Origin of the sequence: Streptomyces sp. NPDC020884, assembly GCF_044333935.1 — a bacterium.
Lineage (GTDB): Bacteria > Actinomycetota > Actinomycetes > Streptomycetales > Streptomycetaceae > Streptomyces.
The window spans coordinates 765,548-791,884 of record NZ_JBIRRY010000002.1 but is presented as its reverse complement, the minus strand read 5'-3'; the positions used below and the strand labels follow the sequence as shown (position 1 = coordinate 791,884).

General features: G+C 69.5%; 20 protein-coding genes. 18 read left to right on the top strand and 2 right to left on the bottom strand.

Features of this window, described 5'->3' with window-relative positions; genetic code table 11:
- Positions 1-199: 199 nt before the first annotated feature.
- The 12 genes from typA to ACH4UK_RS10195 all read left to right on the top strand — a co-directional run bounded on the left by typA (position 200) and on the right by ACH4UK_RS10195 (position 15,653).
- On the top strand, positions 200-2,074 hold the full coding sequence (gene typA, locus ACH4UK_RS10250) for a translational GTPase TypA (protein ID WP_398355573.1): 1,875 nt from the start codon (positions 200-202) through the stop codon (positions 2,072-2,074).
- Between the two features lie 558 nt (positions 2,075-2,632).
- Positions 2,633-4,252 carry an ABC transporter substrate-binding protein gene (locus ACH4UK_RS10245; protein ID WP_398355572.1) on the top strand — a complete coding sequence of 540 codons (1,620 nt, stop codon included), beginning with the start codon at positions 2,633-2,635 and terminating at the stop codon, positions 4,250-4,252.
- Positions 4,253-4,380: 128 nt separating this feature from the next.
- A complete protein-coding gene (locus ACH4UK_RS10240; protein ID WP_398355571.1) occupies positions 4,381-5,310 on the top strand; it encodes an ABC transporter permease in 930 nt (309 codons plus the stop codon).
- Positions 5,303-6,256, top strand: coding sequence for an ABC transporter permease (locus tag ACH4UK_RS10235; protein WP_398355570.1), 954 nt, complete (start codon positions 5,303-5,305; stop codon positions 6,254-6,256). Before ACH4UK_RS10240 ends, ACH4UK_RS10235 begins: the two co-directional genes overlap by 8 nt.
- 11 nt (positions 6,257-6,267) lie before the next feature.
- Complete coding sequence (locus ACH4UK_RS10230) at positions 6,268-7,326, top strand: ABC transporter ATP-binding protein (RefSeq protein ID WP_398355569.1); 1,059 nt, start codon at positions 6,268-6,270, stop codon at positions 7,324-7,326.
- Positions 7,319-8,461 (top strand): ABC transporter ATP-binding protein, encoded by a 1,143-nt coding sequence (locus ACH4UK_RS10225; RefSeq protein WP_398355568.1) that lies wholly within the window; start codon positions 7,319-7,321, stop codon positions 8,459-8,461. Before ACH4UK_RS10230 ends, ACH4UK_RS10225 begins: the two co-directional genes overlap by 8 nt.
- Positions 8,462-8,625: 164 nt before the next feature.
- On the top strand, positions 8,626-10,260 hold the full coding sequence (locus tag ACH4UK_RS10220) for an ABC transporter substrate-binding protein (RefSeq protein ID WP_398355567.1): 1,635 nt from the start codon (positions 8,626-8,628) through the stop codon (positions 10,258-10,260).
- Between the two features lie 121 nt (positions 10,261-10,381).
- Entirely contained in the window at positions 10,382-11,305 is a 924-nt protein-coding gene (locus tag ACH4UK_RS10215) for an ABC transporter permease (RefSeq protein WP_398355566.1), read from the top strand.
- Positions 11,298-12,275: an ABC transporter permease gene (locus tag ACH4UK_RS10210; protein WP_398355565.1), complete on the top strand. Its 978-nt coding sequence runs from the start codon at positions 11,298-11,300 to the stop codon at positions 12,273-12,275. The genes ACH4UK_RS10215 and ACH4UK_RS10210 overlap by 8 nt, the downstream gene beginning before the upstream one ends.
- A 13-nt stretch (positions 12,276-12,288) precedes the next feature.
- The gene (locus ACH4UK_RS10205) at positions 12,289-13,266 is read left to right on the top strand and encodes an ABC transporter ATP-binding protein (RefSeq protein ID WP_398355564.1); all 978 of its coding nucleotides are present in this window, start codon (positions 12,289-12,291) and stop codon (positions 13,264-13,266) included.
- Positions 13,256-14,431 (top strand): ABC transporter ATP-binding protein, encoded by a 1,176-nt coding sequence (locus ACH4UK_RS10200; protein WP_398355563.1) that lies wholly within the window; start codon positions 13,256-13,258, stop codon positions 14,429-14,431. The genes ACH4UK_RS10205 and ACH4UK_RS10200 overlap by 11 nt, the downstream gene beginning before the upstream one ends.
- A gap of 202 nt (positions 14,432-14,633) precedes the next feature.
- On the top strand, positions 14,634-15,653 hold the full coding sequence (locus ACH4UK_RS10195; protein ID WP_398355562.1) for a hypothetical protein: 1,020 nt from the start codon (positions 14,634-14,636) through the stop codon (positions 15,651-15,653).
- A gap of 41 nt (positions 15,654-15,694) precedes the next feature.
- On the opposite strand, the gene ACH4UK_RS10190 is transcribed toward ACH4UK_RS10195, so the two are convergent.
- A complete protein-coding gene (locus ACH4UK_RS10190) occupies positions 15,695-17,821 on the bottom strand; it encodes a prolyl oligopeptidase family serine peptidase (protein WP_398355561.1) in 2,127 nt (708 codons plus the stop codon).
- Positions 17,822-18,019: 198 nt separating this feature from the next.
- Here ACH4UK_RS10190 and ACH4UK_RS10185 point away from each other — a divergent pair, with 198 nt between their 5' ends.
- From ACH4UK_RS10185 to ACH4UK_RS10165, 5 genes are all read left to right on the top strand, one after another.
- Positions 18,020-18,214: a hypothetical protein gene (locus ACH4UK_RS10185; RefSeq protein ID WP_010063247.1), complete on the top strand. Its 195-nt coding sequence runs from the start codon at positions 18,020-18,022 to the stop codon at positions 18,212-18,214.
- 82 nt (positions 18,215-18,296) lie between these two features.
- Positions 18,297-19,208, top strand: coding sequence for an N-acetyl-1-D-myo-inositol-2-amino-2-deoxy-alpha-D-glucopyranoside deacetylase (mshB, locus tag ACH4UK_RS10180; protein ID WP_398355560.1), 912 nt, complete (start codon positions 18,297-18,299; stop codon positions 19,206-19,208).
- Positions 19,205-19,678 carry a DUF6113 family protein gene (locus ACH4UK_RS10175; RefSeq protein WP_398355559.1) on the top strand — a complete coding sequence of 158 codons (474 nt, stop codon included), beginning with the start codon at positions 19,205-19,207 and terminating at the stop codon, positions 19,676-19,678. The genes mshB and ACH4UK_RS10175 overlap by 4 nt, the downstream gene beginning before the upstream one ends.
- Positions 19,679-19,853: 175 nt before the next feature.
- The gene (locus ACH4UK_RS10170; protein ID WP_398355558.1) at positions 19,854-21,935 is read left to right on the top strand and encodes a hypothetical protein; all 2,082 of its coding nucleotides are present in this window, start codon (positions 19,854-19,856) and stop codon (positions 21,933-21,935) included.
- A gap of 248 nt (positions 21,936-22,183) precedes the next feature.
- A complete protein-coding gene (locus tag ACH4UK_RS10165; RefSeq protein WP_398355557.1) occupies positions 22,184-23,560 on the top strand; it encodes an alpha-amylase family protein in 1,377 nt (458 codons plus the stop codon).
- Between the two features lie 124 nt (positions 23,561-23,684).
- Here ACH4UK_RS10165 and ACH4UK_RS10160 read toward each other — a convergent pair whose 3' ends face one another.
- Positions 23,685-25,460: a coagulation factor 5/8 type domain-containing protein gene (locus ACH4UK_RS10160; protein ID WP_398355556.1), complete on the bottom strand. Its 1,776-nt coding sequence runs from the start codon at positions 25,458-25,460 to the stop codon at positions 23,685-23,687.
- Between the two features lie 309 nt (positions 25,461-25,769).
- Between ACH4UK_RS10160 and ACH4UK_RS10155 the strand changes: the two genes are divergently transcribed.
- The gene (locus tag ACH4UK_RS10155) at positions 25,770-26,273 is read left to right on the top strand and encodes a DUF4265 domain-containing protein (protein WP_398355555.1); all 504 of its coding nucleotides are present in this window, start codon (positions 25,770-25,772) and stop codon (positions 26,271-26,273) included.
- The last annotated feature ends 64 nt before the right edge of the window (positions 26,274-26,337 follow it).

Here is a 26,337-nt window from a genome sequence, read left to right as displayed (position 1 = left end):
CCCGGCAGCACCTTGACACCGGCTGAATATCGTGTGAATCACACGGGAAGACCGCCTTCGCGGATCGGCCCGGGAAGCCCGGTGCGCGCAAGGCCCGTACGATGGGACGAGCCGTGGCGTGCCGCCCGGCGGGCGTACGAGGACTCGAAGACCGACTGAGACGCCTGATCCCACGATCCGAGAGAAGCGCAAGCCACCCATGCCCACGCGCCACGACATCCGTAACGTAGCCATCGTCGCCCACGTCGACCACGGCAAGACCACGCTGGTCGACGCCATGCTCAAGCAGGCCGGAGCGTTCGCCGCCCACGCCGCCGAGCACCTCGACGACCGCATGATGGACTCGAACGACCTGGAGCGTGAGAAGGGCATCACGATCCTGGCCAAGAACACGGCCGTCAAGTACCACCCGAAGGATGGCGGCGACGTCATCACCATCAACATCATCGACACCCCTGGCCACGCCGACTTCGGCGGCGAGGTCGAGCGCGGTCTGTCGATGGTGGACGCGGTCGTTCTGCTCGTCGACGCCTCCGAGGGCCCGCTCCCGCAGACCCGGTTCGTGCTCCGCAAGGCGCTCACGGCCAGGCTGCCGGTCATCCTCTGCATCAACAAGACCGACCGTCCGGACTCCCGGATCGCCGAGGTCATCGACGAGACGTACGACCTGTTCCTGGATCTGGACGCCGACGAGGACCAGATCGAGTTCCCGATCGTCTACGCCTGCGCCCGTGACGGCGTCGCCTCGCTGACGAAGCCCGAGGACGGCACCGTCCCGCCGGACAGCGACAGCCTGGAGCCGTTCTTCAGCACGATCCTCTCCACGGTTCCGGCCCCGGAGTACGACGCGGACGCCCCGCTGCAGGCCCACGTCACCAACCTGGACGCCGACAACTTCCTCGGCCGTATCGCGCTCTGCCGCGTCGAGCAGGGCGAGCTGCGCAAGGGCCAGACGGTCACCTGGATCAAGCGTGACGGCACGATGTCCAACGTCCGCATCACCGAGCTGATGATGACCGAGGCGCTCACCCGCAAGCCGGCCGAGATGGCGGGCCCGGGGGACATCTGCGCCATCGCCGGTATCCCGGACATCATGATCGGCGAGACCCTGGCCGACCCCGAGAACCCGATCGCGCTGCCGCTGATCACGGTCGACGAGCCCGCGATCTCGATGACCATCGGCGCGAACACCTCGCCGCTGGTCGGCAAGGGCGGCAAGGGCCACAAGGTCACGGCCCGCCAGATCAAGGACCGCCTCGATCGCGAGCTGGTCGGTAACGTCTCGCTGCGCGTCCTGGACACCGAGCGCCCCGACGCCTGGGAGGTCCAGGGCCGCGGTGAGCTCGCGCTCGCCATCCTGGTCGAGCAGATGCGCCGTGAGGGCTTCGAGCTGACGGTCGGCAAGCCGGAGGTCGTCACCAAGCAGATCGACGGCAAGACGCACGAGCCGATCGAGCGCATGACCATCGACTCGCCCGAGGAGCACCTCGGCGCCATCACGCAGCTGATGGCGACCCGCAAGGGCCGTATGGAGACGATGACGAACCACGGTTCGGGCTGGGTCCGCATGGAGTGGATCGTGCCGTCCCGCGGCCTCATCGGCTTCCGTACGGAGTTCCTGACGCAGACCCGCGGTACGGGCATCGCGCACTCGATCTTCGAGGGCCACGAGCCGTGGTTCGGCGATCTGCGCACCCGTCACAACGGCTCGCTGGTCGCGGACCGGTCGGGCACGGTGACGCCGTTCGCGATGGTCAACCTCCAGGAGCGCGGTGTCATCTTCACCGAGGCCGGCACCGAGGTCTACGAGGGCATGATCATCGGCGAGAACTCCCGCGCCGACGACATGGACGTGAACATCACCAAGGAGAAGAAGCTCACCAACATGCGTGCGGCTTCCGCGGACACCACCGAGAACGTGGTGCCCGCGCGCAAGCTCTCCCTGGAGCAGTCCCTGGAGTTCTGCCGCGACGACGAGTGCATCGAGGTGACCCCGGAGACCGTGCGTATCCGCAAGGTGGTCCTGGACGCCAAGCAGCGCGGCCGTACCGCCTCGCGCGCCAAGAACGGCTAGATCCCCCGACCCCACCGGCCCTGAGACCGCCCGGACGCCCCTGAGGGCTTCCGGGCGGTCTCTGCGTGTGGCTCAGAAGTGCTCCCGGAGCCCCGGAGCCGCACGCTCCGTATGCGAAGGCCCGCCGCGCCCCCCGGAACTCGTTCGGACGGTCCGTCAGCGCGGGCATTGACAGAAGGCCCGGCCCACCACGGAGACTGTGATGGGTCGGGCCTGCGTCAATCGCTTTTTGTGACCGTGGTGTCCGGATATCGGGGGTCGCTCTCCGGAACATGTGTTAACAGTCCGTTTCGGGCGTGTCTGTCTGGGATCGCTTTGTCCGGATTTCGGGCACACAGAGGTCGCCGATGTTGTCAAACCGAGACCCTTTAAGTGTGGTTTACAGCCCGGCCGTACTCAATAGTTGGCTCCATTGAGCTCGGGTCAATGGGTCACGCACTGTGGGGAGTGCCGACTCACGAGCACACTCGGGGCACTGAACGATCACCGTCAGGGGTGTCGGTGAATCTCTCCAGTGCCCTTCTTGTAGTCAAAAGTGGACTCATGAGGAGGAAACCCATGCGCGGTGCCAAGAGCGCCAAGTGGGTCGCGGGAGCGGCAATCATCGCCCTGGCCGCGACTGCCTGTGGTGGTAGCGACAGTGGTGACGGAGGCAAGAAGAACACGTCGGGTCAGCCCGCCGGGTACGTCTCGATCGACGTCGGCGAGCCCCAGAAGCCTCTGATGCCGGCCGACACGAACGAGAGCAACGGTTCCTACGTCATCCAGTCGCTGTTCACCCAGCTGCTGGACTTCGACGACAAGGGCGAGATCGTTCTCACGAACGCCGAGTCCGTCGAGACCGAGGACTCCAAGACGTGGACCGTCAAGCTCAAGGCCGGCTGGAAGTTCCACAACGGTGAGGCCGTGACCTCGCAGTCGTACATCGACGCGTGGAACTGGTACGCCAACGTCGAGAACAAGCAGCAGAACGCGTTCTGGTTCTCCGACATCGCGGGCTACGAGGACGTTCACCCCGAGAAGGGTGCGCCGAAGTCCAAGGAGATGTCCGGCCTGAAGGCCGTGGACGACACCACGTTCACGATCGAACTGGCCAACAAGGTCCCGTACTTCAACTACAAGCTCGGCTACGCGACGTTCGCGCCGCTGCCCAAGGTCTTCTACGACGACCCGAAGGCGTTCGGCCAGAAGCCGATCGGCAACGGCCCGTACACGTTCGAGAAGTGGACCCACAAGAAGCTCATCCAGGTCAAGGCCTTCGATGGGTACCAGGGTCCGAACAAGGCTGCCAACAAGGGCATCCAGTTCAAGAACTACTCGACCGTCGAGGCGGCCTACGCGGACGTCATCTCCGGCAACCTGGACATGATCCGTCAGGTCGGCCCGCGTGACCTCCCGAAGTACAAGACGGACCTCGGTGACGGCGCCATCGACCAGCCGTACGCGGCGATCCAGTCGCTGAACCCGGCGTTCTACTCGAAGACGTTCAAGGACATCGACCCCAAGGTCCTCCAGGGTCTGTCCATGGCGATCGACCGTGACACCATCACGAAGACCGTCCTGAACGGCACGCGCATCCCGGCGACGAGCTTCACGCCCCCGCAGGTCAAGGGCAACCAGACGCTCGACTCGGACATCCTGAAGTTCAACCCGGCCAAGGCCAAGGAGCTCATCAAGGCCGGCGGCGGTGTCCCGGAGAACAAGATCTCCATCCAGTACAACGCCGACGGTGGGCACAAGGAGTGGGTGACCGCAGTCTGCGAGTCCATCCGCAACGCCACCGGGGTCGAGTGCGTGGGCGACGCCAAGCCGGACTTCCCGACCGACCTCGAAGCGCGTGACAACGACGAGGTCAAGGGCTTCTACCGCGGTGGCTGGGTGGCCGACTACCCCGTCAACGTGAACTTCCTCAAGGAGCTCTACCACTCCAAGGCGGAGTCGAACAACGGTCGTTTCTCCGACAAGGAGATCGACGAGCTGATGGCGAAGGGTGACAAGGCCGACTCGCTCGAGGCCTCCGTCGCCGCCTACCAGGAGGTCGAGAAGGCCCTGGTGGACAAGATGCCCGCCATCCCGCTCTGGACGTACGCCATCAACGGCGGCCACGGCAAGAACGTCGACAACGTCAAGGTCGACTTCCACGGTGACCTCGAACTGACCGGCGTCACCACCAAGTAACGCCTGCGGGTCATTCCCCAACTGGCCGTCATCCGCCCGTGCTGCCCCTCAGCGCGGCCGGAGGCGCGGGGGTCGTCTCTGCGAAGAGGCGGCCCCCGCGCCGCAGTTATCCCCACACGGAGGCACCCATGGGGCGCTATGTCGCACGACGACTGCTCCAGATGATCCCGGTCTTCATCGGGTCGACCCTGCTGGTCTTCCTGATGATGTACGCACTGCCCGGCGACCCCGTCAGAGCTCTTGCCGGTGAACAGCACGTAGATCCCTCGCAGATCGCTGCTCTGAAGGCCGAGTACGGTCTCGACAAGCCGATCTGGCAGCAGTACTTCAACTACCTGGCCAATCTGTTCCAGGGAGACCTCGGCACCCAGATCGGAACGCAGCGTCCGGTGGCCGAGGTCATCGCGGATGCTTACCCGATCACCGTCAGACTGGCGATCTTCGCCTTCGTCTTCACGGTCGTCGCCGGGATCTCGCTCGGCATCGTCGCCGGTCTCAAGGCCGAGTCCCTCCGGGACCGCGGTCTGCTCGGCCTGACGCTGGTGCTGATCTCCATGCCGTCCTTCGTGCTGGGCTTCCTCGTCCAGTACTTCTTCGCGTTCCAACTGGGCATCGCGAAGCCGAACGTGAGTCTCGAGCCGACCAACACAGAGTTGATCATGCCAGCGGTTGTGCTGGCATCGCTGTCACTCGCCTACGTGGCTCGCCTCACGCGTACCTCGGTCGCCGAGAACATGCGCGCCGACTACATGCGTACGGCCGTCGCCAAGGGGCTGCCGAGACGCCGCGTCATCGGCGTCCACCTGATGCGCAACTCGCTCATCCCGGTCGTCACCTTCCTCGGCACCGACATCGGCGCCCTGATGGGCGGCGCGATCGTGACCGAGGGCATCTTCAACATCAAGGGCGTCGGATCGCTCGTCTTCGAGGCTCTCTCCAAGCGTGAGGGCGCTACCGTCGTCGGCGTCGTGACGCTGCTCGTCATCGTCTATCTCGTCTGCAGCCTGCTCGTCGACCTGCTCTACGCGGTCCTGGACCCGAGGATCCGGTATGCCTGACACCACCGCACTCAAGAGCACCGACGCTCCGGCCACCGCCGTCGACGCGCCGCCCGCCACGGACGCGGGGCCCGCGCCCGGCAAGCCGCGCAGCCTCTGGTCCGACGCCTGGCACGACCTGCGCCGCAACCCGCTCTTCCTCGTCTCGATGGTGCTGATCCTGCTGCTCGCCGTCATGGCGATCTTCCCGGGCCTGTTCACCAGCGCCTCGCCGAGGGACGCCAACCTGGCCGAGCACTACCTCCAGCACCCGAAGTGGGGCAACTTCTTCGCCCCCGACTGGCTGGGGTACGACGTCCAGGGCCGCTCCATCTACGCGCGTGTCGTCTACGGGGCCCGCGCCTCGATCACCGTCGGCGTCGTCGTGACCCTCGCGGTCACGGTCGCCGGACTCGTGATCGGCATGCTCGCCGGCTACTTCGGCGGCTGGATCGACACGATCCTGTCCCGCATCACCGACGTCTTCTTCGGTGTCCCCTTCATCGTCGGCGCCATGGTCATCCTGACCACCTTCGAGGAGCGCTCCGTCTGGGTCGTCATCCTGTCGATGGCCTTCCTCGGCTGGACGTCGATCGCCCGTGTCGCCCGTGGCTCGGTCATCACGATCAAGCAGGCCGACTACGTGGTCGCCGCCAAGGCCCTCGGGGCCTCCACCACCCGGATCCTGACGCGGCACATCCTGCCGAACGCCATCGCTCCGGTGATCGTGGTCGCCACCATCGCGCTCGGCGGCTACATCGCCGCCGAGGCCACCCTGTCGTTCCTCGGCATCGGCCTCGCCGAGCCGACGGTCTCGTGGGGTATCGATGTGTCCGCCGCGAAGGACCAGCTCCGCAACGCTCCGTACGTCCTGGTCATCCCCTCGGTGATGGTCTCGATCACGGTGCTGTCCTTCCTGATGTTCGGCGATGCGGTCCGCAACGCCCTCGACCCCAAGATGCGCTGAGGGAGGCGTTCGTGACCACCATCGACAAGACGGCTCACGTCCCCGCACCGCGGGAGTCCGTGAGTGGCGACGGTCCACTGCTCGACGTCCGTGACCTGCACGTGGAGTTCCACACCCGCGACGGTGTGGCCAAGGCGGTCAACGGTGTGAACTACACCGTCAGCGCCGGCGAGACGCTCGCGGTGCTCGGCGAGTCCGGTTCCGGCAAGTCCGTGACCGCGCAGACCATCATGGGCATCCTCGACATGCCGCCCGGGAAGATCACGCAGGGCGAGATCCTCTTCCGCGGCCAGGACATGCTGAAGATGTCCAACGAGGAGCGCCGGAAGATCCGCGGCCGCAAGATCGCGATGATCTTCCAGGACGCGCTGTCCTCGCTGAACCCGGTCCTCTCCGTGGGCTACCAGCTCGGCGAGATGTTCCGGGTGCACCAGGGCCTGTCCAAGAAGGCGGCCCGCGCCAGGTCCGTCGAGCTGATGGACCAGGTCAAGATCCCGGCGGCGGCGGCCCGTATCTCGGACTATCCGCACCAGTTCTCCGGCGGCATGCGCCAGCGCATCATGATCGCCATGGCGCTGGCCCTGGAGCCCGACCTGATCATCGCGGACGAGCCGACCACCGCGCTCGACGTGACGGTGCAGGCCCAGGTCATGGACCTGCTGGCCGAGCTCCAGCGCGAGTACAACATGGGTCTGATCCTGATCACCCACGACCTCGGCGTGGTCGCCGACGTCGCGGACAAGATCGCCGTGATGTACGCGGGCCGGATCGTGGAGACGGCCCCGGTCGGCGAACTGTACGGCCGCCCGGCCCACCCGTACACCCGCGGTCTGCTGGACTCGATCCCGCGCCTTGACCAGAAGGGCCAGGAGCTCTACGCGATCAAGGGCCTCCCGCCCAACCTCACGCGCATTCCCACCGGCTGTGCCTTCAGCCCGCGCTGCCCCAAGGCACAGGACATCTGCCGTACGGACGTTCCGCCGCTCGCCCCGGTGACCGAGCAGGACGGCCTTGAGCTGGTCGGCCGCGGCAGCGCGTGCCACTTCTGGAAGGAGACGATCCATGGCTGAGCTCAAGAAGGAGCCCGTGGACGCCACCCCGAACGTCTCCGACGTGGAGACCGTTGACGTCGCGACCGAGGCGGAGGCCGTAGCCGCCATCGACGCGCCCGTCAGCCAGGGTGAGCCGATCCTCCAGGTGCGGAACCTGGTCAAGCACTTCCCGCTGACCCAGGGTGTGCTCTTCAAGCGGCAGATCGGCGCGGTCAAGGCGGTCGACGGGATCTCCTTCGACCTGTACGCCGGTGAGACCCTGGGCATCGTGGGGGAGTCCGGCTGTGGCAAGTCCACGGTCGCCAAGCTCCTGATGACGCTGGAGCGGGCCACCGCAGGCGAGGTCTTCTACAAAGGCCAGGACATCACCAAGCTGTCCGGCCGGGCGCTGAAGGCCGTGCGCCGCAACATCCAGATGGTGTTCCAGGACCCGTACACCTCGCTGAACCCGCGTATGACGGTCGGCGACATCATCGGGGAGACCTTCGAGATCCACCCCGAGGTGGCCCCGAAGGGCGACCGGCGCCGCCGGGTCCAGGATCTGCTGGACGTCGTCGGGCTGAACCCGGAGTACATCAACCGGTATCCGCACCAGTTCTCCGGCGGTCAGCGCCAGCGCATCGGCATCGCCCGGGGCCTCGCGCTCAACCCGGAGATCATCATCTGCGACGAGCCGGTCTCCGCGCTCGACGTGTCGGTGCAGGCGCAGGTCATCAACCTGATGGAGAAGCTCCAGGACGAGTTCAACCTGTCCTACCTCTTCATCGCGCACGACCTGTCCATCGTCCGGCACATCTCCGACCGGGTCGGCGTGATGTACCTCGGCAAGATGGCCGAGATCGGCACGGACACGCAGATCTACGACCACCCGACGCACCCCTACACCCAGGCGCTGCTGTCGGCGGTCCCGGTCCCCGACCCGTCGGCCCGTGAGGGGCGCGACCGGATCATCCTCTCCGGTGACGTTCCGTCACCGGCGAACCCGCCCTCGGGCTGCCGCTTCCGCACCCGGTGCTGGAAGGCGGAGGAGCGCTGCGCGACGGAGGAGCCCCTGCTGGCCATCCCCGAGCGCTTCGTCTCGGGGGCCACGCCGGCCACGCACGAGTCGGCGTGCCACTTCGCCGAGGAGCGGGACGTCGTGCACGCGGCGTAACCGCTTCCGGTCGATGAACGGCAGATGCCCGGTCCCCCGCGGGGGACCGGGCATCGTCGCGTCTGCCCGCACCCCTGCCCGTACGGGGGAAGCCCGCATGCGATACGTGGCGTTATGAGGTGATATGAGGCATTGAGCTACTCGATGACTCTAGGAGGCACTTCATGCGCGGAGCCACACACGTCAGGTGGGCCGCATGTGCGGTGGCCGTCGCCCTGACCGCGACGGCCTGTGGCGGTGGGGGCGGTGACGACGGCGGCAGCAGCGGCGCCGACGGCATCGTCAGCTCCTCCTGGGGAGACCCGCAGAACCCGCTGGAACCCGCCAACACCAACGAGGTCCAGGGCGGCAAGGTCCTCGACATGGTCTTCCGCGGACTGATCCGCTACGACCCGAAGACCGGCGAGGCCAAGAACATGATCGCCGAGTCCATCGACTCGACGGACTCCCAGAACTTCACGATCAAGCTGAAGGACGGCTGGACGTTCTCCAACGGCGAGAAGATCACCGCCAAGTCCTTCGTCGACGCCTGGAACTACGGCGCCGCACTGAAGAACAACCAGAAGAACGCCTACTTCTTCCAGTACATCGAGGGCTACGACAAGGTCCACCCGGAGTCCGGATCCGCGTCCGCCGAGACCCTCTCCGGCCTGAAGGTCGTCGACGACCTGACCTTCACCGCCAAGCTCTCCCAGAAGTTCTCCCTGTGGCCCGACACCCTCGGCTACTCCGCCTTCGTCCCGCTGCCCAAGGCGTTCTACGACGACCACGACGCCTGGCTCTCCAAGCCCGTCGGGAACGGCCCGTACACCATCGAGTCGTACGCCAAGGGCTCCTCGATGAACCTGCGCAAGTGGAACGACTACCCGGGCGACGACAAGGCGAAGAACGGCGGCGTCGACCTCAAGGTCTTCACCGACAACAACACCGCCTACACCGACCTGACGTCGGGCAACCTCGACCTCGTCGACGACGTGCCGGCCTCCCAGCTCCGCAACGTCGAGGCGGACCTCGGCGACCGGTACATCAACACCCCCGCCGGCATCATCCAGACCATCTCCTTCCCGTTCTACGAGGAGGACTGGGACACCGACGACGCCCGCAAGGTCCGCCAGGGCCTCTCGATGGCGATCAACCGGCCGCAGATCACCGACCAGATCTTCCAGAAGACCCGCACCCCCGCCTCCGACTGGACCTCCCCGGTCCTCGGCGACGAGGGCGGCTTCAAGAAGGGGCTCTGCGGCAAGGAGTGCACGTACGACAAGGCCGCGGCCAAGAAGCTGATCGACGAGGGCGGCGGCATCCCCGGCGGCCAGCTGAAGATCTCGTACAACGCGGACACCGGCTCCCACAAGGAGTGGGTCGACGCCGTCTGCAACAGCATCAACAACGTCATGGGCAACAACAAGGCCTGCGTCGGCGGCCCCGTCGGCACCTTCGCCGACTTCCGCGCCCAGGTCTCCACCCAGAAGCTGACCAGCGCCTGGCGCGCCGGCTGGCAGATGGACTACCCGCTCATCCAGAACTTCCTCCAGCCGCTCTACTACACCAACGCCCCGTCCAACGACGGCAAGTGGAGCAACGAGGAGTTCGACGGCCTGGTCGACAAGGCGAACGCCGAGAGCGACAAGGCGAAGGCCGTCACCACCTTCCAGGACGCGGAGAAGATCCTCGTCACCGAGATGCCGGTCATCCCGCTCTGGTACCAGAACGGCAGCGCCGGCTACTCGGACCGGGTGGACAACGTCGCGCTGAACCCGTTCAGCGTCCCGGTCTACGAAGAGATCACCGTCAAGTGACGCGCTGAGACGCGGACGGCCGGGACGCCCGACGCGCGCCCCGGCCGTCCGCGCACCCGCACCACGCCCGCCGAGCCCCGCCTCGCCGTCCGCCCGCTCGCCCCGACCCCCGGAGCCCCTCATGGGACGTTATGTGATCCGGCGGCTGCTGCAGATGATCCCCGTCTTCTTCGGCACCACGCTGTTGATCTTCCTCATGGTGAACGTGATGGGTGACCCCATCGCGGGCCTCTGCGGCGACCGCCAGTGCGATCCGGCCACCGCGGCCCAGCTGCGCTCCGAGTTCGGCCTCGACAAGCCGGTCTGGCAGCAATACCTCACCTACATGGGCAACGTGTTCACCGGCGACTTCGGCACCGCGTTCAACGGGCAGAAGGTCACCGAGCTGATGGCCACGGCCTTCCCCATCACGATCCGGCTCACCATCGTCGCGATCGTCTTCGAGGTCGTCATCGGCATCAGCCTCGGCGTCGTCACCGGCCTGCGGCGCGGACGCCCCGTCGACACCACCGTTCTCATCCTGACGCTGGTCGTCATCGCCATCCCGACCTTCGTCACCGGCCTGCTGCTCCAGCTCCTCCTGGGCGTCAAGTGGGGCATCATCAAGCCCTCGGTCTCCCCGGACCCCGCCTTCGACGAACTGCTCGTCCCCGGACTGGTCCTCGCCTCGGTCTCGCTCGCCTACGTCACCCGGCTCACCCGGACCTCGATCGCCGAGAACGCCCGCGCCGACTACGTGCGCACCGCTGTCGCCAAGGGCCTGCCCCGCCGCCGGGTCGTCGTACGGCATCTGCTGCGCAACTCGCTGATCCCCGTCGTCACCTTCATCGGCACCGACGTGGGCGCCCTGATGGGCGGGGCCATCGTCACCGAGCGGATCTTCAACATCCACGGCGTCGGTTACCAGCTCTACCAGGGGATCCTGCGCCAGAACTCCCAGACCGTCGTCGGGTTCGTCACCATCCTCGTCCTGGTCTTCCTGGCCGCCAACCTGATCGTCGACCTCCTGTACGCCGTACTCGACCCGAGGATCCGCTATGCCTGAGCCGCAGTCATCGGACGGAGCGATGTCCCCGGCGGGAGCCGGCGGCGCGATGGACCTCGCGATGGAGGAGGGCGCCAGCCTGGAGAAGAACCCGGCCGGCCCCGACGGCACGGGCCCGGCCGGCAAACCGCGCAGCCTGTGGTCCGACGCCTGGCGCGACCTGCGGCGCAACCCGGTCTTCATCATCTCCTCGCTGGTCATCCTCTTTCTCGTGATCATCTCGATCTGGCCCTCGCTCATCGCGAGCGGCGACCCGCTCCAGGCCAACCTGGACGACGCCCAGAAGGGCTCCGAGCCCGGCCACCCCTTCGGCTTCGACCCGCAGGGCCGCGACGTCTACACCCGGGTCGTGTACGGCACCCGGACCTCGGTGACCGTCGGCGTCTGCGCCACTCTCGGCGTCGCGATCCTCGGCAGCGTGTTCGGCGGACTCGCGGGCTTCTTCGGCGGCTGGTGGGACTCGATCCTCTCCCGCCTCACCGACGTCTTCTTCGGCATCCCCGTCGTCCTCGGCGGCCTGGTCTTCCTGTCCGTCGTCACCAGCTCCACCGTCTGGCCCGTCGTCGGCTTCATCGTCCTGCTCGGCTGGCCGCAGATCGCCCGCATCGCCCGCGGCTCGGTCATCACCGCCAAACAGAACGACTACGTCCAGGCGGCCCGCGCGCTCGGCGCCTCCAACTCCCGGATGCTGCTGCGCCACATCACCCCGAACGCCATCGCCCCCGTCATCGTCGTGGCGACCATCGCGCTCGGCACGTACATCTCGCTGGAGGCGACGCTCTCCTACCTCGGGGTCGGCCTGAAGGACCCGGCCGTCTCCTGGGGCATCGACATCTCCGCGGCCTCCAACTACATCCGCAACGCCCCGCACATGCTGCTCTGGCCCGCCGGAGCGCTGGCGGTCACCGTGCTCGCGTTCATCATGCTCGGCGACGCGGTGCGCGACGCCCTCGACCCCAAGCTGCGCTGAGGAGCCGGTTGCCATGTTGCTCGAAGTGCGCGATCTGCACGTGGAGTTCCACACCCGCGAAGGCGTCGCCAAGGCCGTCAACGGGGTCGACTACTCGGTGGCCGAGGGCGAGACGCTCGCCGTCCTCGGCGAGTCCGGCTCCGGCAAGTCCGTCACCGCCCAGGCGATCATGGGCATCCTCGACATGCCGCCCGGGAAGATCTCCGGCGGAGAGATCCTCTTCAAGGACCAGAACCTGCTGACGCTCAAGCCCGAGGAGCGGCGCAGGATCCGCGGCCAGGAGATGGCCATGATCTTCCAGGACGCCCTGTCCTCGCTGAACCCGGTCCTCACCGTCGGTCAGCAGCTCGGCGAGATGTTCGTCGTGCACCGCGGCATGTCCCGCAAGGACGCCAGGGCCAAGTCGATCGAGCTGATGGACCGGGTCCGCATCCCCGCCGCCAAGGAACGCGTCGGCAACTACCCGCACCAGTTCTCCGGCGGTATGCGCCAGCGCATCATGATCGCCATGGCGATGGCCCTGGAACCCTCCCTGATCATCGCCGACGAGCCGACCACCGCCCTCGACGTCACCGTCCAGGCCCAGGTCATGGACCTCCTCGCCGAACTCCAGCGCGAGCTGAACATGGGCCTCATCCTGATCACCCACGACCTGGGCGTGGTCGCCGATGTCGCCGACAAGATCGCCGTCATGTACGCGGGCCGCATCGTCGAGACCGCCCCCGTCCACGAGATCTACCAGGCCCCCGCCCACCCGTACACCAAGGGCCTCCTCCAGTCGATCCCGCGCCTGGACCAGAAGGGCCAGGAGCTCTACGCGATCAAGGGCCTGCCGCCCAACCTGACGCGCATCCCGCCCGGCTGCGCCTTCAACCCCCGCTGCCCGATGGCGAGGGACGTGTGCCGCAGCGATGTGCCGCCGCTCTACGAGGTGGACGAGCAGCGCCGGAGTGCCTGCCACTTCTGGAAGGAGACGCTCGATGCACGCTGACCGCGACGAGAGTGCGGGGACCGGTGCGGGCGCGGCCGGCTCCACCCTGCTGTCCAAGGCGCGCGAGGACGCCGTCACGCCGTACGCGGAGGGCGACCCGATCCTTGAGGTGCGCGGCCTCGCCAAGCACTACCCGCTGACCCAGGGCATCCTCTTCAAGCGGCAGATCGGCGCGGTCAGGGCCGTCGACGGCGTCGACTTCGACCTGCACGCGGGCGAGACCCTGGGCATCGTGGGGGAGTCCGGCTGCGGCAAGTCGACCGTGGCCAAGATGCTCGTCCACCTGGAACGCCCCACCGCGGGCGCGATCCGCTACAAGGGCGAGGACATCGCGAAGCTGTCCGGCCGGGCGCTGAAGGCCGTGCGCCGCAACATCCAGATGGTGTTCCAGGACCCGTACACCTCGCTGAACCCGCGGATGACGGTCGGCGACATCATCGGCGAGCCGTACGAGATCCACCCCGAGGTCGCCCCGAAGGGCAGCCGGCGGCAGCGCGTCCAGGACCTGCTGGACGTCGTCGGGCTCAACCCGGAGTACATCAACCGCTATCCGCACCAGTTCTCCGGCGGTCAGCGCCAGCGCATCGGCATCGCCCGAGGCCTCGCGCTCAACCCGGAGATCATCGTCGCCGACGAACCGGTCTCCGCGCTCGACGTGTCCGTCCAGGCCCAGGTGGTCAACCTGCTGGACCGGCTCCAGGCGGAGTTCAGCCTCAGCTTCGTCTTCATCGCCCACGACCTCTCGATCGTCCGGCACATCTCCGACCGGGTCGGCGTGATGTACCTGGGCCGGATCGTGGAGATCGGCTCCGACGCGGAGATCTACGACCACCCCACCCACCCGTACACCCAGGCGCTGCTCTCCGCCGTCCCCGTGCCGGACCCCACGGCCCGCGACCACCGGGAACGGATCATCCTGCACGGGGACGTCCCCTCGCCCGCCAACATCCCTTCCGGCTGCCGCTTCCGCACGCGCTGCTGGAAGGCGCAGGAGCGCTGCGAGCTGGAGGTCCCGCTGCTCGCGGTCCCCGCGGAGTTCCGGCTCGTCGACACCCCGGCCCGGCACGACTCGGCGTGCCACTTCGCGGAGGAGAAGCGTGTGGTGCCGCCGGAAGCGCCGCCGGTGGTGCCGCCGGTGGTGCCGCCGGAGGACGAAACGTCGTGAACCGGCGTCAGATTCGTTAACAAGCAGGCAACTTCACCGTCGCCACTCCGATATACGAACACTCCATGCTGAACAGCGTACGGCCGTGCGGGTGCCGTGGGCCGGCCGGAGCGGCGTCTTGTCGCTCCGGCCGGTTGCCCGCCGCCCCGCCCCGCTCCCGAGCGCACTTGTTCATCCGTTCGGGGCAATGGAGTATCACCGGGTGACACTTACACGGGGAGCAAGAATCACCGGCGCCGTTCTGTGCGCGGTGCTGGCGCTGTTGGCCGTCGCCTGGCTGGTGCGGGACCTGCGGGCCGCCGACGGACCGGGGCCGGTCTGGGAGTACTGGTCGGGCACCGCGGACCTCCGGCAGGCGCGGCGGACCACCACCTCGACCACCACCCTCATCCTGCTGGTGGCCTACGTCGTGGCCGCCGTGGCGGCGCTCCGCTCCGCCGCCGCCGCGTCCGTCCTGATCGTCACCGGCATCGTCACCCTCGCCGTGCGGCTGCCCGGCATCTGGACCATCGCCGACGCCTCGGCCCCCGAGGAGCTCCGCGATCGCGCGCTGCTCAGTGTGTACGCCGCCCTGGCGGCCGGGATCGGCCTGATCGTCGCGGGGGCGGCGGGCCGTCGGCCCCTGCCGCCGGGCGCGCCGCGCCCCGGCGGTCCGGGGCGCGGTGCGGGCGTGGCAGCCTTCCTGTTCCTCGGGTTCCAGGCGGTCGTCTTCGCCGCCTGGGAGATCCGGCAGCCGTTCGTCTATCCGTCCGAGCTCTATCCCGCGTGGTTCATCGGCGGGAAGCCCCTGAACGTTCCGCTGACCGAGGCGCCGCCCGGCTGGGTCAACGTGGTGATCATCCTGATGTTCCTGGCCGCGGCCGTCGGCGCGGTCGCCGGGGCGGCCCACGCGCGGCCGCTCGGCCTGCTCGCGGGCGGGTTCGCGCTCTCCTCCGGGGTGCTGGGCGTGGCGCGCATCATCCACTTCGAGCTGTACCGGGAGTTCCCCGACCTGGGCATCGAGATGCAGCTGAACCTGCTGAGCTTCGTCACCTCGCTCCTCGCCGGAGCCGCCGTGCTCGTCGTCCTCGCCCGCAAGGGCGTCGAGCGGGCCCCCACCGGCGGCGCCCCGGGCCCGTGGGACGGCTGGGGCGCCCCGGCCCCCGGCTTCGGGCCTCCGCAGGGCGGCGGCTTCGGGCCCCCGCCCTCGGCCCCGCCGCCCTCCTCGCCGCCGCTCCGGTGAGCCGGTGACGGGAAGGGCCGGGCGGGCCGGCCGGCCGCGGCTCAGGCGCGGGGCATGCCCAACGACCGCTTGAGGAAGTCCACCTGGAACAGGAGCAGGTTCTCCGCGACCTGCTCCTGCGGCGTCATGTGCGTCACCCCGCTCAGCGGCAGCATCTCGTGCGGCCGCCCGGCCGCCAGCAACGCCGAGGACAGCCGCAGGGCGTGGGCGACCACCACGTTGTCGTCGGCCAGGCCGTGCACGATCAGCATCGGCCGGACCTCGTCGGCCGCCTCGGAGAGACCGTCGTCGGTGAGCAGCGAGTTGTACGCGTACACCTCGGGCTGCTGCGCCGGGTCGCCGAGATAGCGCTCGGTGTAGTGGGTGTCGTACAGCCGCTGGTCCGTCACCGGCGCCCCCACGACCGCCGCGTGGAAGACGTCGGGCCGCCGCAGCACCGCGAGCCCCGCCAGGTAGCCGCCGAAGGACCAGCCGCGGATCGCGACCCGGGACAGGTCCAGCGGGAACCGTCCGGCGAGCCCGTGCAACGCCTCCACCTGGTCCTCCATGGTCAGGACGAGGTTGTCCCGCACCGCCTTCTCCCAGCCGGGCGAGCGCCCCGGCGCACCCCGCCCGTCCGCCACGACCACCGCGAATCCCTGGTCCGCGAACCACTGCGAGGCCAGGTGCGCGTTGTGGGCGGCGACCACCCGGCGGCCGTGCGGCCCGCCGTACGGATCCATCAGGACCGGAAGGGGACCATCCGCCTCCTGGTAGTCCGAGGGGAGCAGCACGGCGCACGGAATCCGCCGTGCGCCCCCCTCGGTGAGCGTCACGCGGGCGGTGAGCACGGGTTCCTGGGCGAAACTCGCGATCCGGGACAGCCGCTTGCCGTCCCGCACCACCCAGGCGGCGGCTCCGGGCTCCTCGGGGACGGCCGTGACCATGACCGACAGACCGCCCGAGCGGACCGCGGAGTGCACACCCACCCCTTCGGAAATCCGCTCGATTCCCAGCTCGTTCACCCGGTACACATGGATCTGCCCGATCTCCGGCTCGACCGCGTCCTCACCGGCCACCGCCGAGATCAGGACGTCGGACTCCCCGATGTCCAGCACCGACTGGACGTGCAGCTGCGACCCGGTGAGCATCCGGTCCCCGACGGCCAGCACCCGCGCGCCGGCCTCGTCGGCGATCCGCACCAGCCGCCCGTCCGGCGCCCACGCGGGCACCCCGGGGAAGAGATCCAGCCACACCGGGTCCTCGTCCACATGCACGATCCGGGTCGCACCGGACTCCGGGTCCACCGCCAGATACCGCTGGCTGCGCTGGTCGCGGGCCTGCACCAGCAGCAGCGGGGCCCCCGCGGAGGACCAGTGCACCTGGGCCAGGTACGGGAACGCGGCCCGGTCCCAGGCCACCTCCGTACGCGTCCCCTCCAGGTCCACGACGAAGAGCCGCACCTCGGCGTTGGGCGTCCCCGCCGCCGGGTAGGCGACCTCGGCGGGCCTGCGCTCCGGGTGCGCCGGATCGGCGATCCACCACCGCTGTACGGGGCTGTCGTCGGCCCGCGCGACCAGCAGCCGGTCCGACTGGGGAGACCACCAGAAACCCCGGTAGCGGTGCATCTCCTCGGCCGCGATGAACTCCGCCAGACCGTAGGTGACATGGGGGTCCTCCGGCTCGGCCAGCGCCCGGTCGTCCTCGCCCCCGGCGCCCACCACCCGCAGCGCGCCCTTGGCCACGTACGCGATGTGCCGGCCGTCGGGGGACGGACGGGGGTCGATCACCGGGCCCGGCACCGGCAGCGCCCGCGCGGTCCCGGCCCGCAGTTCGGCCACGTACACCTTTCCGGACAGGGCGAACGCCGCCAACTCCGCCGCCGCGTCCACCGCGTAGGAGACGATGCCCGTCGAACCCTCCCGGGTCCTCTCGCGCCGGGCCCGCTCCTGCGCCGACAGCCGCTCCGCCGAACCGCCCAGCAGCGCTTCGGGATCGGCGGCCAGGCGCTCCTCGCCGGTCGCCGGGTCGAGCACCCAGAGCCGGGTGGTCCGGTCGGTTCCGGAGGTGGACCGGAGGAAGATCACGCGTGTCTCATCAGGCGAGACGGTGAAGGCGCGGGGTGCGCCGAGAGTGAAGCGCTGGGTTCGAGCCTGCTGGCGGGGAAAGGACAGCTTCTGCGAGGTCATGGCTCCGAACTTAGACCCCACCGCCCTCCGGCTGCCGGTGGTTTCCGGCTGCGGGACCCGGTCCGTGCGCCCCTCGTGCTGCTGTGCCCCGATCAATGCGTTGGCACGGATAGTTATGATCCGTAGCGCTCGGTGGGTAGGAACCTGCTGGCTCCGCATGTGCTCCCGTCCCGACCGTACTGATGGAGGTGAACCGCCGTGGCGCTCTCGATTTCGGCGGTAGTGCTGCTGGCGATCATCGTCTTCCTGCTGATCCGGAAATCCGGGCTGAAGGGGGGACACGCGGTGGTCTGCATGCTGCTCGGGTTCTACATCGCGAGCTCGTCCATCGCGCCGACCATCTCCGATCTGACGACCAATGTGGCGGGGATGATCAGCAGCATCAAGTTCTGACCGCGCGCCCGGGGACCACAGGAGGCGCGGGGCACAGGGGCTCGGGGGCACGGGGGGCCTCCGGGCTCGTAGGGTGGTCCCCATGAAGGACCTCCCCGCCCGCCGTCTGCTGCTGGTGCACGCGCACCCCGACGACGAGTCGATCAACAACGGCGCCACCATGGCCAGGTATGCGGCCGAGGGCGCCCACGTCACCCTGGTGACGTGCACGCTCGGCGAGGAGGGCGAGGTCATCCCGCCCCCGCTCGCCCGTCTCGCCGCCGACCGGGACGACGCCCTCGGCCCGCACCGCGCCGGTGAGCTGGTCGCGGCGATGCGGGAGCTCGGCGTCCGCGACCACCGCTTCCTCGGCGGAGCGGGCCGCTACCGGGACTCCGGAATGATGGGCGCCGAGCAGAACGGCCGCCCCGGCTCCTTCTGGTCCACCCCGGTGGACGAGGCGGCGGCCCACCTCGTCGAGGTGATCCGCGAGGTCCGTCCCCAGGTTCTGGTCACCTACGACCCGGACGGCGGCTACGGCCATCCCGACCACATCCAGGCCCACCGCGTCGCGACGCGCGCCGCCGACCTGGCCGCCGACCCGGCGTACGGCGTCGGCGCACCGCACACCATCGCCAAGATCTACTGGAACCGGGTGGAGCGGACGGTGATCGAGGCCGCCTTCGAGAGGCTGCGGGCCACCGCGCCCGACGCCTTCCCCGGCATCGCCGGCGTGGACGACGTACCGGGCGTGGCCGACGGCGACGCGATCACCACCGAGATCGACGGATCGGCGTACGCCGGGGCGAAGTCGGCGGCGATGCGCGCCCACGCCACCCAGATCGCGGTCGACGGCCCCTTCTTCGCCCTCTCCAACGATCTCGGCCAGCCCCTGCTGACGGCCGAGTGCTACCAACTGGTGCGGGGCGCACCGGGAGCGCCCGAGGGGGCGCGTGAGAGCGACCTGTTCGCGGGCCTGCAGGGCGTCACGGGCGGCACGGAGGGCGCGGCATGAGCGGGAACCCCGGCAAGGGCCGCGGCCGGGCACGGTCCTCCCACGCCCCGCGGCGGAACGCGCCGCCCAGGCCGCCCGAGCCCACCGGCCTCGCGGCCCGTCCGAACCCGGTCCGGATCGCGGCCTACTTGGGCTTCGCCGTGCTCGGCGTGTTCGTCGCGGTCGCCGGAACACTCGTCCAATCCGCCTGGTTCCCGGGCGGGTTGATCATCGCGCTGGCGGGTTCCGGGGCCCTCTTCTACGGTGGCCGCGTGCTGACCGGGACCCAGATCGGCGCGCTCGCCCCGGCGGCCGGCTGGTTCATCACGGTCTTCCTGCTGCTGAGCGGCCGGCCGGAGGGCGACTACGTCTTCGGCGACGAACTCGGCCTGGTGCTCTTCATGCTCGGCGGAACAGCCGTCGCTGTGATGTGCGCCACCACCTTCAAAGTGCCGCAATCAGCCATCCGCAGCGGCCGGTCCGGTACGTGAAGTGCCAAGTCCGGGTCCGGAGAGACCCCCACAGGTGTGATGCACAGGTGGAGGTTTGCCCCGGTCGCGGAGTGTCCGACGGCGGCGGCCAGTATGGTGGTGCGCGCGCCGAGCCGTCCCCTGGCCTGCGGCATGGGGGAAGTACGGGCGGCGGAGCCAATCGGGAGAACCTGCTTTGAGTCGTGAAACTGACAGTTCGTCCTCCGGGCCCCAGGGGCGCGGCGGAGCCGCGTACCCGTCGGGTACGCCGCCGTACGGATCCCGCCAGTATCCGTCCCCGCACCCGTCGCAGGACGGCTCTGACGAGAACCCGGAATCCGTGGATCCGCCCCGGCCCGAGGAACCGAAGACCGAGACGACGCTGACGACGCGCATCCGGATCAACATCCCCGGGTCGCGTCCCATCCCGCCGGTCGTGATGCGGACGCCGATGGCGGAGAGCGACATCACCGGCGGCCGTTCCGACGCGGAGCGCACCGGCAGCTCACCGCGCCCCGGTACGCCGCCCGCGCCAGGAGCCGGACCGGTGGACCGGCTCCAGGGGCCGGACGGCGGAGCACCCGGGGACCGGTCCCGGGACGGCGGCCCGGCCGCCGACCCGACGCCCGCGGAGAAGCCGGCCAGGGAGAAGAGCGGCAGCGACTGGTTCGCCCCGCGCAAGTCCCCGCCCACCGGGCCGGGAGCGGCCGCGCAGGGCACCGGTGCGTCCGGCGTCCCCGGCGGCGCTCCTTCCGGCCCCGGCGGTCCCGACGGCGACGCGGGCCGCTCGCGTCCCGACCTGCCGTACTTCTCGGACGCCCCGCAGCCCGGCGGCGCCCCCGGAGCGCCCGGCCCCGGCCGCAGCGCGCTCGACGGCTACGGCACCGAGCCCCCCGGCGGAGGCCCGCGTTCCACCCCCGGTCCCGGCGTGCGCACGCCCGGTCCGTCCGGCCCCACCACGGGACCGGTCACCGGCACCTCATCGCTGACCCCGAACCTCGCCGGCGTGCCGGGCCTCGGCGGCCCCGGCCCGATGGTCCCGGGCACCCCCGGCGGCGTACCGCCCCGGATGTCCGACGACACCGCGATCCTCACGCCGCAGGCCCCCGCGCCCGAGCCCGGCCCCGGCGGCCATGTCTCGGGCGACACGCTGAACAGCGGTATCCCCGTGGTGCCCAGCGAGCCCCGCCCGGCGTTCCCGGGCGGTCCCGGAGGTCCCGGCGGCCCGGCAGGCGGCCCCGGTGGTCCGGCCGGTCCGGGCGGACCCGGTGTCCCGGCGCCCGGCCCCGTCACTCCGCGTCCGGCGCCGCAGGCCGCCGCCCCCGCGAAGAAGGGCCGCTCCAAGGCGGTCCTGCTCGGGGTGGCCGCGGTCGTGCTGCTCGGCATCGCGTACGGGGCGGGTCTCCTGCTGAACCACGCCGAGGTCCCCAAGGGCACCTCGGTGCTCGGCGTCGACATCGGCGGCGGCACGAAGGAGGAGGCGGTCGCCAAGCTCGACGCCGCCCTCGGGGAGCGGGCCAAGACGCCCCTCCAGCTCTCGGTGGACGGCAAGAAGGAGAAGCTCGACCCCTCGAAGGCCGGTCTCACCCTGGACAGCCAGGAGACCGTACGCGGCGCGGCGGGCAGCGACTACAACCCCGTCTCGGTGATCGGTTCGCTGTTCGGCGGGGAGCGCCCCGCCGACCCGGTGATCCCGGTCGACGAGGAGAAGCTCGGCGTGGCCCTGACCGACCTGGCGGGCGCCTCCGGCTCGGCCGCCGAGGGCACGATCCGCTTCGAGCCGAACAAGGCCGTCGCGGTGCCGGGCAAGCCGGGCAAGACGCTGGACGCCGGCCAGTCCCTGATCTCGGTCCGGGACGCCTACCGCGCCCAGGTGCAGACCGGGCAGACCCGGCTGGTCGAACTTCCCGTCGCCACCAGCGAACCCACCATCACCAAGGCCGAACTGGACCGGGCGATGAAGGAGTTCGCCGAGCCCGCGATGTCCGGTCTGATCACCATCAAGGCCGGTCCCAAGCAGATCCAGTTCGGCCCGGCCCGGTCGCTGCCGCAGATCCTCTCCATGAAGGCCGTGGACGGCAGGCTGGTCGACGTCTACGACAAGAAGGCGATCGACACGCTGCTGGACGGCGTCTTCGACGGTGTCATGGCCGTCAAGGGTGACGGCAAGGAGCACCAGGTCGGCCCGGACGACGTGGCCCAGGCGATGAAGACCGCCCTGGCCGGGAAGACCGAGGCCGAGCGGACGGTCACCATCGACCTGACCGGCCAGGGCTGACGCCCCGGCACGGACAGCCGCTCCACGCCTCCGCCCCCGCCCGGGAATCTCTCCGGCCGGGGGCGGAGGCGTCTCAATTTCCTCACACCGTAAGAACTTTCAGAAACAATCTGGAAACTGTTGCACGCATCTTGACGTGTCCATCGCCGGGCGGGCAGGCTCCGAACTCCCCCCACGGCAGCCAGGCGCGTGGCTGCCCACGCCGGGTACGGGGGAACGCCCCGTACCCGCGAACGAAGGAGCCGCAATTGAGTTCCCGCGCCGCACGCGCAACCCTGGCGGGCCTGCTCGCCGCCGGAAGCCTCACGGTCCTCGCCCCCTGGTCCTCCCAGGCGACCCCACCGGGCGAGAAGACCGTCACCGCCACCCTCTTCGAGTGGAAGTTCGACGCGGTGGCCGCCGCCTGCACCGACACCCTGGGCCCGGCCGGCTACGGCTACGTCGAGGTCTCGCCCGCCACCGAGCACATCCAGGGCGACCAGTGGTGGACCTCGTACCAGCCCGTCAGCTACCGGATCGCCGGCCGCCTCGGTGACCGGGACTCCTTCGCCGCGATGGTGAAGAGCTGCCACGCGGCCGGGGTCAAGGTGGTGGCGGACGCCGTCGTCAACCACATGGCCGCCGGCTCGGGCACCGGGACGGGCGGCACGTCGTACACCAAGTACGACTACCCCGGCACCTACCAGGACCCGGACTTCCACACCTGCCGCAAGGACATCGCGAACTACGGCGACCGCGACGACGTCCAGAACTGCGAACTGGTCGGCCTCGCGGACCTGGACACCGGCAGCGACGCCGTCCGCACGACGATCGCCGGCTACCTCTCCGACCTCCGCTCCCTGGGCGTCGACGGCTTCCGCATCGACGCCGCCAAGCACATGTCCGCCGACGACGTCGCCGCGATCAAGGGCAAGATGGCCGACCCCGGCTTCTGGGTCACCGAGGTCATCCACGGCGGGGGAGAGGCGGTCCAGCCGGAGGAGTACACCTCGATCGGCGACGTCGACGAGTTCCGCTACGGCGGCCACCTCAAGTCCGCCTTCCAGGGCGGCGGGCTGCCCGGCCTGAAGTCGATCGCCGACGGGAAGCTGGCCGGCGCCTCCGCCCGTACGTTCGTCGACAACTGGGACACCGAACGCAACGGTTCCACCCTCACCCACAAGGACGGCGCGGCCTACACCCTGGCCAACGTCTTCATGCTCGCCTCGCCCTACGGCTCCCCGAACGTCTTCTCGGGCTACACCTGGTCCGACAAGGACGCGGGCCCGCCGAACGGCGGCGCGGCCGACTGCGGTTCCGACGCGTGGACCTGCACCCACGCCCAGCAGGCGGTCACCGGCATGGTCGGCTTCCACAACGCCACGGCCGGTGCGGAGCTGACCGACTGGTGGGACGACGGCTCGTCCGCCCTCGCCTTCGCCCGCGCGGGCAAGGGCTTCGTCGCCATCAACAACGGCGACGCGGAGCTGACCCGCACCTTCACGACGACGCTGCCGGCGGGCACGTACTGCAACGTGGTCGCCGCCGCCCCGGACGCCTGCGACGGCAACGGGATCACGGTCGCGGACGACGGCACGGCGGCGGTCACCGTCCCGGCGCGGGGGGCGGTGGCGCTGCACGGATAGGCCGCCCCCGGGGAGGGACGGCCCGCCGCACGGCAGCGGAGCGGGGCCCGGCGCTCAACAGCAGCCGGGCCCCGCTCCCGTACGGATCTCGCGGATCCCGTGACCGGGGCCACGGGGTCGCGCACTACGGGAAGTTCACCACCTGGGACGGGATCGTGTCCGAGCCGGAGGTGGGCGATCCGACCTCGTTGATCACGTGCTCGTACTGGCCCTTGCCGCCGAGCGAGACGACGAGCAGGCTGTGGAACTTCACACCGGGTTTCACCGGGGCCTTGAAGCCGTGGCCCTGGACGATCGTCGGGTCGACGTTGTAGAAGCAGTAGCTGCCCAGGCCCCAGCCCTCGTGCTGTTCGACCGAATCGTCGACCCGGTAGGCGGCGTAGCCCTTCGTGTCGCCGTTCTGGATCGCTTCCTGGTTCGGGGCGTCGTACGCCTTCTCGTTCTGGAAGAAGATCGTGCGGCCGCGCTCGCCGTACCACTCGACGTCGTACTTGTTGAAGTGCTCCACGAACAGCCCGGTCGCCAGGACGTCGTCGCCGTTGACGCGCACGCCGTAGTCCGCCCGGTTGGTCTCCCAGCCCCAGCCCTCACCGTGGTCCGCACGCCACACCCAGGTGTGGTCGATGATCGTGTCGTCGCTGTTCACGACGATGCTCGTGGTCGCCTTGCCGGGACCCGCCCCGCCGATCCGCACGAACACGTCCTGCAGCGACGTGGGGTTCGCCGAGTGGTCCGCGGAGGCGTTCTCGGGCCCGACCTCGATCAGCGTCTCGGAGTTGACCGGGCCCGCGTCGACCAGGAGGCCCGCGAGCTTCACGCCGGACACGTCACCGACCTTGATCGCGGTCACCCCGTTGTCCGGGATGATCGTGGCCAGGCCGAGGCCGAGGGCCACGGTGTCCGCGCGGTTGATGTTGATCGTCTCGTCGATGTGGTAGACGCCGGGCGTGAAGAGGAGATGCAGGCCCTGCTCCACGGCCGCGTTGATGGTGGCGGCGTCCGCCCCCTCCTTCACGACGTAGAACTGGTCCAGCGGGATCGACTCGCCCTTCGGCGCCCCGTTGCCCCACGAGATGCCGCGCGCGTTCTCCCGCTTCTCCGGGACGAAGACCTTGTAGTCGTCGCCGTCGAGGTAGAGGAAGGGCTTCTCGCGGGAGATCGGGGTGGTGTCCAGCGTGGTGTACGGCGGCTCCGGGAAGCTGTTGGCCGGTGCGCCCTCGACGCCCGAGAACGTCATGTTCCAGACGCCGTTGCCCCAGCCGCCGACCGAGCTGTCGCGGGTGTACCACTGCTGCTGGGAGTACGGGCCGACCTGGCCGTCGATCTTGCTGTCGGCGATGTAGCCGCCGCTGGCCCAGCCGTATCCGTCGGGTGCGAGGTTCAGTCCGCCCTTGACGTGCATCCGGCGGAACGGGGCCGCCTGGGAGACCGCCCAGCGGTTGGTGCCGCTGACCGGGTTCAGCGTCAGGTTCTCCGCCGAACGCCAGAAGTTCTGCGTCGCGTTCCCGTCGAACCAGCCCGCGTCCACGGTCACATCGCCGTTGAACGTGGTGTCGTTCGGGTTCAGGCCGAGGCCCGCGATCTGGGTGTAGAAGCCGATCTGCGCGTTGATGTTGTCGTACGTGCCCGGCTTGAACATCAGCGCGTAGCGGTCGAGGCCGAACTGCGCGGACTCCTGCTTCTTGAAGATCTCGTCGACCTTGCCCTGGATGTCGGGCGTCGAGGGGTCGAAGACATGGACGTTGGGGCCGAGGTCGCCGCCGCCCGGCACCGCCTTGGCCTCCTCGCCGAAGGCGGTCTGCGCGGTGGGAACGGACATGAGCATCGCCACGGCGAGCGCGGCGAAACCGAGGGCCCGGGTGCGGCGGCGGATGCGTGGTGCGGTGGGGGGAGCATGCATGGGGTACGTCTCCTGGGTCGTGGTACGTGTGCACGACGAACGGACGAGAGAGTCTGGGGGAAGCCGTGGGGAGAGCGCTCTCTCGTTACGGTGATGTTTCCCCGATGGGCCTGTACGCGTCAAGAGGTGTGCATCAGGAGCCTCAGAAGATGCCGCTGAATCCAACAACTGGCGTTGAGCGTCAGGAAATTGGCGATTCCGGCTCGTTCGGGTCGGTTCCCGGCTTCAGAAGCTGATGTCGTGCCTGGTCGTGGTGGTGATCGCGGTCGTGGACAGGCGGACGCGGTGCGCACGGGGGACCATGGGGCCATGAGTTCCCCCGCCGGTCCGCGGCGCCCGCCCCGCGAAGCCGATCAGATCAAGGTCTGGTTCCGCTTCGTCCCGCGCGAGGACTGGCCGCCGTACGACACCGAGGGGTTGTGGGCGACACGGCTCGGCCCGGACACCGCGCGGGTGGACAACGTGCCCTTCCTGCCGGACGGGGTCGCCGAGGGGGAGACCGTACGGTTCCGGACGGACGACGACGGGGTGCACTGGGCCGTCGGCAGGGTGACGGACTCGGGCAACTGCACCGTACGGGTGCTGCCCGTGCCGGACGGCCCGCTCGGCGGCGACGCACGGGCCGTGCACGAGCGGCTGGCCGGCTTCGGGCTCACGGGCGAGGTGTTCAGCGCCGCGTTCCCGCTGGTCGCCCTGACCGTGCCCGGCGGTGCGGACCTGCGGGGGGTCAAGGCGCTGCTCACCCGCGGCCGGGACGAGGGGTGGTGGCACTTCGAGGTCTCGTGCGTCACGGACGCCTGGCGGGCCGCGTGAGCGTCGGGCCCGGCGTGAGGTTGGGTCGGTGCGGGGGCTGTCCGTCGGCCCGGCGTGCGGCCGG